The 7,651-nt window shown below is 71.5% G+C and carries 6 protein-coding genes; 5 read left to right on the top strand and 1 reads right to left on the bottom strand.

The window, feature by feature from the left end:
• Positions 1-93 precede the first annotated feature (93 nt).
• The 3 genes from KBX39_RS17200 to KBX39_RS17190 all read left to right on the top strand — a co-directional run bounded on the left by KBX39_RS17200 (position 94) and on the right by KBX39_RS17190 (position 3,951).
• Positions 94-1,098, top strand: a complete 1,005-nt coding sequence (locus KBX39_RS17200) for an ABC transporter permease (protein ID WP_064447917.1) — start codon at positions 94-96, stop codon at positions 1,096-1,098.
• Between the two features lie 13 nt (positions 1,099-1,111).
• Positions 1,112-2,098: an ABC transporter permease gene (locus KBX39_RS17195; protein WP_043328426.1), complete on the top strand. Its 987-nt coding sequence runs from the start codon at positions 1,112-1,114 to the stop codon at positions 2,096-2,098.
• Positions 2,099-2,205: 107 nt separating this feature from the next.
• Positions 2,206-3,951, top strand: coding sequence for an ABC transporter substrate-binding protein (locus KBX39_RS17190; RefSeq protein ID WP_043328427.1), 1,746 nt, complete (start codon positions 2,206-2,208; stop codon positions 3,949-3,951).
• An 84-nt stretch (positions 3,952-4,035) separates the two neighbouring features.
• Here KBX39_RS17190 and KBX39_RS17185 read toward each other — a convergent pair whose 3' ends face one another.
• The gene (locus KBX39_RS17185; RefSeq protein ID WP_043328429.1) at positions 4,036-6,180 is read right to left on the bottom strand and encodes a prolyl oligopeptidase family serine peptidase; all 2,145 of its coding nucleotides are present in this window, start codon (positions 6,178-6,180) and stop codon (positions 4,036-4,038) included.
• Positions 6,181-6,265: 85 nt separating this feature from the next.
• Here KBX39_RS17185 and mshB point away from each other — a divergent pair, with 85 nt between their 5' ends.
• On the top strand, positions 6,266-7,189 hold the full coding sequence (mshB, locus tag KBX39_RS17180; protein ID WP_176722736.1) for an N-acetyl-1-D-myo-inositol-2-amino-2-deoxy-alpha-D-glucopyranoside deacetylase: 924 nt from the start codon (positions 6,266-6,268) through the stop codon (positions 7,187-7,189).
• A partial coding sequence (locus tag KBX39_RS17175) for a hypothetical protein (protein WP_210871508.1) occupies positions 7,186-7,651 on the top strand: 466 nt, incomplete at its 3' end. The genes mshB and KBX39_RS17175, both read left to right, overlap by 4 nt.

Raw genomic sequence — 7,651 nt, 5'->3', positions numbered from 1 at the left:
GCCCACCCGGGCCGGCGGGCAGCTCACCGCCTGCCACTACCCGGAGAGCGGACCGGTCGGCATGCCGACCGGCGAACCCGTGGAGGTGTCGAAATGAGCCTGTCGCCGGTCGAGGGCGCGGCGCTCGCCGAGATCGAGTCCTCCGATCAGGAGCCGGACGAGAAGAAGCGGCTGGTCGGCCGCTCACCGGGCCAGCTCGTCTGGGCCCGGCTGCGGCGCGACCGTACCGCAATGGTCAGCGGTGTCGTGCTGGCCCTGTTCATCCTGGCGGCGGTGGCCGCGCCGCTGATCCAGCGGCTGTACGGCGTGTCGCCGAACCAGCAGTTCGGTGACCTGTTGGACGCCACCGGCATGCCGCTGGGCTACGTGGGCGGCGTCAGCGGTGACCACTGGTTCGGGCTGGAACCGGGCCTGGGCCGGGACATCTTCATCCGGATGATCTACGGCATCCGGACGTCGCTGCTGATCGCGCTCGGCGCCGCGCTGGTCACCACGACCATCGGCGTGGTGCTCGGGATCGTCGCCGGCTTCCTGGGCGGCGTGGTCGACTCGGTGATCAGCTGGATCACCGACGTCGCGCTGGCGTTGCCGTTCCTCATCTTCGCGCTGGCCGTGGTGCCGACGTTCTCGCTGCGCTTCTACGGCCCCCGGGACGCGGTGCCGACGTGGTTCGCGGTGACCACGCTGATCGTGGTCTTCGCCGCGTTCGGCTGGACCGGAACGGCCCGGCTCGTCCGGGGCCAGGTGGTGTCGCTGCGCGAACGGGAGTTCGTGGAGGCGGCGCGGGCCAGCGGCGCCGGGCTCGGGCACATGCTGTTCCGGCAGTTGCTGCCGAACATCTGGGCCCCGATCCTGGTGGCGTTCTCGCTCGCCGTGCCGTCGTACGTCACGGGCGAGGCGGCGCTGTCCTTCCTCGGCGTCGGGCTGCCCGAGTCGGTGCCGAGCTTCGGCCGGATGATCTACCGCAGCATCGACTACCTGCAGACCGACCCGGCGTACGTCTTCTTCCCCGGCATCACCATCTTCGCGCTCGTGCTGGCGTTCAACCTCTTCGGCGACGCGCTGCGCGACGCGCTCGACCCGAAGTCGTCACGGTAGGGGGTTCGACGACATGGTGCGGTTTCTGCTGAAGCGGCTGCTGCTCGCGGTCTCGGTGCTGCTCGCGGTGAGCATCGTCAGTTTCCTCATGTTCTTCGCGCTGCCCCGCGACCCGGTGACCGGCATGTGCCCGAAGAACTGCAACGCCGAGCGGCTGGAGCGGGTACGCACGGAGCTGGGGCTCAACGACCCGAAGCCGACGCAGTACGTCAACTACATGAAGGGCATCTTCGTCGGCCGTGACCTGGGCAGCGCGCAGGGCGGCAAGTGCGAGGCGCCCTGCCTCGGCTACTCGTACGTCAACAGCGAGGCGGTGACCGACACGTTCGCCCGGGTGCTGCCGGTGACGCTGAACATCGTGCTCCCGGCGGCGGTGCTCTGGCTGGCGCTCGGCGTGGGGCTCGGGATGATCTCCGCGCTGCGGCGGGGGTCGCTGCTCGACCGCATCTCGATCGGGTTGACGCTGACGTTCGCCTCGCTGCAGCTCTACTTCGTCGGCGCCGTGCTGCTGCTGGTCTTCGTGTACTCGCTGAAGATCCTGCCGACACCCCGCTACGTGCCGTTCCTGGAGAACCCGATCGAATGGGCGCGCGGCCTGGTGCTGGCGTGGGTGACGCTCGCGCTGCTCTTCTCCGCGATCTACGCGCGGCTGTCCCGGGCGCAGATGCTGGAGACGCTCTCCGAGGACTTCGTGCGGACCGCGCGGGCCAAGGGCGTGGCGAAACGCAATGTGTACGGACGGCACGCGCTGCGCGCCGCGATCACGCCGATCGTGACGATCGCCGGGCTCGACGTGGGCGCGGCGCTCGGCGGCACCGTCATCACCGAGACGACGTTCGGCATCCAGGGGCTGGGGCGTACGGCGGTGGAGGCGGTACGCCAGGGCGACCTGCCGACCATCATGGCCACCGTCCTGGTGTCGGCGCTGTTCGTGGTGGTGGCGAACATCGTGGTCGACCTGCTGTACGCGTTCATCGATCCACGGGTGCGTCTCGGCTGATCCGGGCGTCGCCGGTGGTCGATCGTTGTGCCCCCGTTATCTGCTCGAAATTTACCGCGAGTGAAAGCTAGGCGAAGCTTTCCTTCATCGGACCCGAGGAGTTGAGTATGCGAGCAAGACTCGCCACCGCCGTGGGCGGTGCGATGGCACTGGTGGTCGCCCTCAGTGCGTGCAGCAAGAACACCGGCGACAACGGCGACACCGCGGACACGAACAAGCCCCGCAGCGGCGCCATCGCGACCGACCCGAAGGACTCGCTCGGCCCGGCGGCCGAGGTGCCCGGCGCGGCCAAGGGCGGAACCTTCTACATCCTGCGCGAGAGCAAGATCTCCCACCTGGACCCGCAGCGGGTCTACTCGTTCGCCGGCCTGATGGGCAGCCAGCTCTACGCCCGGTTCCTCACCACCTTCAAGGACGACGGCAAGGGCAACGTCACGCTAGTCGGCGACCTCGCCGAGACGCCCGGCAAGAACGTGAACAACGACTGCAAGGTCTGGGAGTTCACGATCAAGGAGGGCGTCAAGTTCGAGGACGGCCGCCCGATCACCTCCAAGGAGATCGCGTACGGCATCGCCCGCTCGTTCGACCCGGACCTGACCGGCGGCCCCACCTACCTGCAGGAGTGGCTGGCCGACAGCCCGCAGTACGACACCAAATGGGACTTCAAGAAGAACAAGACCTCGCTGCCGCCCGGCCTGACCACGCCGGACCCGCGCACGCTGCGCTTCGAGTTCAACAAGCCCCGCTGCGACCTGCCGTTCGCGGTGTCGCTGCCGGCCACCGCGCCGCTGCCGCCGGACAAGGACACCGGCGTCAACCTGGACAACATGCCGTTCTCGTCCGGGCCGTACCGGTTCACCAAGATCCAGCCCGGCGTGGAGATGGTGCTGGAGCGCAACACGAACTGGGATCCGGCCACCGATCCGGTGCGGCACGCGTACCCGGACAAGTTCGTCTGGTCGCTCGGCTCGGACAACACCACCCAGACCAACCGCGTCCTCGCCGGCACCGGCAACGACGCGGCGGCGGTCGCCACCGGTGGCGTGCCGCCCGAGCTGATCGCGAAGGTGACCGGCGACCCGGCGCTCAAGGCGCGGATGATCGTCGCGGCGACGCCCAACGCCTACCGGCTGAGCATCAACACCACCCGGGTCACCGACCTGTCCGTGCGGCAGGCGATCAACTACGCGATCGACCGCAGCAGCATCACCAAGAACCTCGGCGGCCCGTACGGCGCGGTGCCGCTGACCACGCTGCTGCCCCCGACCACGCTCGGGTACAAGAAGTTCGACGCGTACCCGGCCGGTGAGAGCGGCGACCCGGCGAAGGCGAAGGAGACGCTGGGCGGCAAGTCGGTGAACCTGGTGCTCGGCACCTCCGACGACACCGCCTCGCAGGAGACCGCCACCCAGGTCAAGAACGCGCTGGAGAAGGCCGGCTTCACGGTCACCGTCAAGCCGATCCCCGAGGACGGCTACCTCGACTTCGTGAAGAAGAAGAGCAACCCCTGGGACCTGTGGGTCGACTCGTGGGCGGCCGACTGGCCCAGCGGCGCCTCGATCCTGCCGGTGCTCTTCGACGGCCGCAGCCTCAAGGCCGAGGGCAACAGCAACACGTCCCAGCTCAACAACGAGGCGATCAACGCCGAGTTCGACCGGGTGCTGGCCCTCGACCCGGCCAAGCAGGCCGAGGAGTGGAGCAAGCTGGACGAGAAGCTGATGAAGGAGTCCGCGCCGGCGGTGCCGCTCTACAACGAGGTGGTCTCCGTGGCGCACGGCGAGAAGGCCGGCGGCATCTTCATCGGCAGCATCTTCGGCTGGCCCAGCTTCGTCAACGCGTACGTCAAGCAGTAGCTCTGCAAGGAAGGGCCCCTTCTTAACGCCTGGCGTTAAGAAGGGGCCCTTCCTCTACCGCAGGCGTTAACAGGGGGCCCTTCCTTACAAGTAGCGGCGGAGGAAGTCCAGCTCCAGCCGGAGCAGGCGCTCGGACACCCCGCCCGCGGCCAGGTGGCTCGCCCCGGTCAGCGGCAGCACCGCGTGCGGGCGGCCCGTCGCCAGCAGCGCCGCGGACAGCCGCAGCGTGTGCGCGGCCAGCACGTTGTCGTCGGCCAGGCCGTGCACCAGCAGCATCGGCCGGGCCTGCGCCGGGTCGCCGAGCGGCTCGGCGGCCAGCTCGACCAGCGAGTGGTGGGCGTAGACGTCCATGCCGTCGTCGGGCATGCCGAGGTAGCGCTCGCTGTACGCGGTGTCGTACAGCGCCCAGTCGGTGACCGGCGCGCCGACGATCGCGCACTTGAACAACTCCGGGTGGCGCAGCACCGCGAGCCCGGCCAGCCAGCCGCCGAACGACCAGCCGCGCACCGCCACCCGTTCCAGGTCCAGGTCGGGGTGCTTGTCGGCGAGCGCGGTGAGCGCGTCCACCTGGTCGGTGAGGATCACGTCGGCGACCCGGCGGTGGATCGCCTTCTCGAACGAAGGCGCGATGCCGGGGGTGCCCCGGTTGTCGATGGTGACCACCGCGAAGCCCTGCTCGGCCCACCACTGCCGTTCCAGCCAGACGCTGCGGGCCGCCACCACCTCCTGGTGGCCGGGGCCGCCGTAAATGTCCAGCAGCACCGGCAGCCGGGTGCCCTTGACGTGCTCGGCCGGGTAGAGCACCGCGCTTGGCAGCCGCCGGTCGGTGACCCGGACCATCGTTGGGCGCGGCGCGTACGAGCAGGTGGCGGCCAGCGAGCGCAGCTCACCCACCTCGCGGTCGCCGTGCCAGACGCGCCAGCGCACGCCGGGGTGCTCCAGCGACGCGATGCCCACCGCCAGCGTGGAGCCGCCGATCGAGGCGGTGTGCCAGCCGGGGTCGCTGCCCATCCGGCGGGCGTCCATGCCGCCGCCGATGGTGGTCCGCACCCGGTAGAGGTGGCGCTGGCTCGGCTCACCCTCACTCGCCTCGACCAGCAGGTCCGCGGTCGTGCCCGGGCCGTTCGGCAGCCGCCCGACCACCCGCCGCACGTACAGCGAGGGCGGGGTGAGCAGCGTGCCGTCGGCGAACAGGCAGCGTGCGTCGTACCCGTCGTGGGCCAGTTCGCCGCCGACCAGCACCCGCCCGTCGGGCAGGTGGGCGGGGGTGCCGGGGATCGGTTCCACCCAGCGCGGGTCGGCCAGCTCGGCGTGCACCTGCGTCTCCCCGGTGCGCGGGTCCACCGCCAGCACCAGGCCGTGCTGCTGCGAGCGGCGCAGCACGGTGATCAGCGGCCCGCCGTCGGACCAGTCCGCCGAGCTCAGGTAGGGGTAGGTCTCCCGGTCCCAGTGCACGTCGACCCAGCCGCCGTCGAGGTCGAGCAGGTGCAGGCTGACCTCCGCGTTCGGGCCACCCGCGACGGGGTACGCCAGCGACGTCGGCGGGCTCGCCGGGTCGGCCGGGTCGTGCAGGTACCAGCGTTCCAGCCGGGACTCGTCGACCCGGGCGGCCAGCACGCTGCGCCCGTCCGGCGCCCACCAGTAGCCGCGGTAGCGGTCGAACTCCTCGGCGGCGATGTGCTCGGCCAGCCCCCAGGTCACGCCGCTGTCCTCACCGGCGAGCAGGTTGTCGGTACCGTCCGGCTCCACCACCCGCAGCTGGCCCCGGCGTACGCCCTCGGCGGCGTCGGTGACGTAGGCCAGCCGCTCGCCGGTCGGGTCGGGCCGGGGGTCGATCACCGGCCCGCCGGTGGCCACCTCGACCACGTCGCCGTGCACCAGGTCGGCCCGGAACAGCCGCCCGGCCAGCGCGAACGCGGCCACCCGGCCGGCCGCGTCCAGGGCGTACGAGCCGATGCCGCCGGAGCTGAGCCGCAGCCGCTCGCGCAGCGCCCGCTCACCCGGGGACAGGCGGGCCGGATCGGCGTCCGCGCCCAGCAGCACCGCCGGATCGGCGACCAGGCGTTCCTCGCCGCTGTCGATGTCGAGCAGCCAGAGCGCGTCGGCCGGGTCCTCCGGTCCCGCGGAGCGCAGGAAGACGACCCGGGCGCCGTCGCCGGAGACGGTGACGGCGCGCGGCGCCCCGTGGCTGAACCGACGGGTACGGGCGGCCAGCTCGGGAAAGTCCACGCCTGCAGCGTAGGCGCGCGCCGGAGGTGATGTGGCCGACCTGAGCGGACGCATCACCGTCGAGCGGGCAGGACCGCCGGTTAGAGTGACGGGCGTGACGACGCTGCCCGACCGACGCCTTCTGCTGGTCCACGCGCATCCCGACGACGAGTCGATCGGCACCGGCGCGACGATGGCGCACTACGCCGCCACCGGCGCCCACGTCACGCTCGTCACCTGCACACTGGGCGAGGAGGGCGAGATCCACGTCCCGGCGCTGGCCCAGCTCTGCGCGGCCGAGGCGGACCAGCTCGGCGGCTACCGGATCGGCGAGCTGGCCGACGCCTGCGCCGCGCTCGGCGTCACCGACCACCGGTTCCTCGGCGGCGCGGGCCGCTACCGCGACTCGGGCATGATGGGCATGGCCACCAACGAGCACCCGCGGGCGTTCTGGCAGGCCGACCTGGACGTCGCCGCCGGGCACCTGCTGGAGGTCATCCGCGAGGTCCGTCCCCAGGTGCTCGTCACGTACGACCCGAACGGCTTCTACGGCCACCCGGACCACATCCAGGCGCACCGGGTGGCGATGCGCGGCGTGGAGCTGGCCGCGGCCGAGGGGATCGCCCCGGCGAAGGTCTACTGGACGGCCATGCCGCGCAGCGTGCTCGACGCCGGGCTGGAGACGTTCACCGAGTCCTCGGACAACCCGTTCGCTGGCATCGAGAGCGCCGACGAGCTGCCGTTCGGCACGCCGGACGCGGAGATCGCCGCCCGGATCGACGGCACCGAGCAGCACGCCGCCAAGGAGGCGGCGATGCGGGCCCACGCCACCCAGATCCCGGCCAACTCGTGGCTCTACTCGATCGCCGGCAACTTCGGCGGCGAGTTCATGGGCGTCGAGTACTTCACGCTCGCGGTGGGCGAGAAGGGGCCCGGCCATGGCCCGTACGGCTGGGAGGACGACCTCTTCGCCGGGATCGCCCCGGACGCCGCGGATCGGTCCCCGGTCGCGGCGGCCGGTGTCCGGTGACGCTGCCGGCCGTACCCGTGTCGACAGTTGCCGAGCCGCCACCGGAGGCCGCGCCGCCGAGCCGGGCGGAGCGGACGCTCGACCGCGCGCTGCGGGTGACCGGCGGCGTGCTGACGGTCTGGGGCGGCGTGCTGCTCGCGCTGCTCGAACTGATCTTCTCGACCTGGGCCTGGGAGCTGGTGCAGGGCCGTTCCGGCGCGGCGCAGGCGCTGGTCGGGGTGGGCGCGGTGGTCGTCGGCGTGCCGGTGGTGGTGGCGGCGACGGTGCTGCTGGGCTCGTTCGGGCACCGGTCGACGGGGGGCCGCTGGGCGGTCGTGCTGGCCGCGCTGCCGTGGTTCGTGGTGATCGTGGCGGGCGGTGTCCGGACCGTCGAGGGTGATCTCGCGCTGGTCGGCGACAACGTGCTCGGGCTGGCGCTGATCGTGGCCGGCGCGGTCACGTTCGCGGTGGTCGGTTTCCGGC

The organism is Micromonospora sp. D75 (assembly GCF_018070405.1).
GTDB lineage: Bacteria > Actinomycetota > Actinomycetes > Mycobacteriales > Micromonosporaceae > Micromonospora > Micromonospora chalcea.
The sequence above is the reverse complement of the archived record's forward strand: the minus strand, read 5'-3'. Positions and strand labels throughout refer to the sequence as shown.

Bases quoted from the DNA above. Each gene is read 5' to 3' on its own strand.
- KBX39_RS17200 (WP_064447917.1), top strand. From the start codon at position 94: ATGAGCCTGTCGCCGGTCGAGGGCGCGGCGCTCGCCGAGATCGAGTCC.
- KBX39_RS17195 (WP_043328426.1), top strand. From the start codon at position 1,112: ATGGTGCGGTTTCTGCTGAAGCGGCTGCTGCTCGCGGTCTCGGTGCTG.
- KBX39_RS17190 (WP_043328427.1), top strand. From the start codon at position 2,206: ATGCGAGCAAGACTCGCCACCGCCGTGGGCGGTGCGATGGCACTGGTG.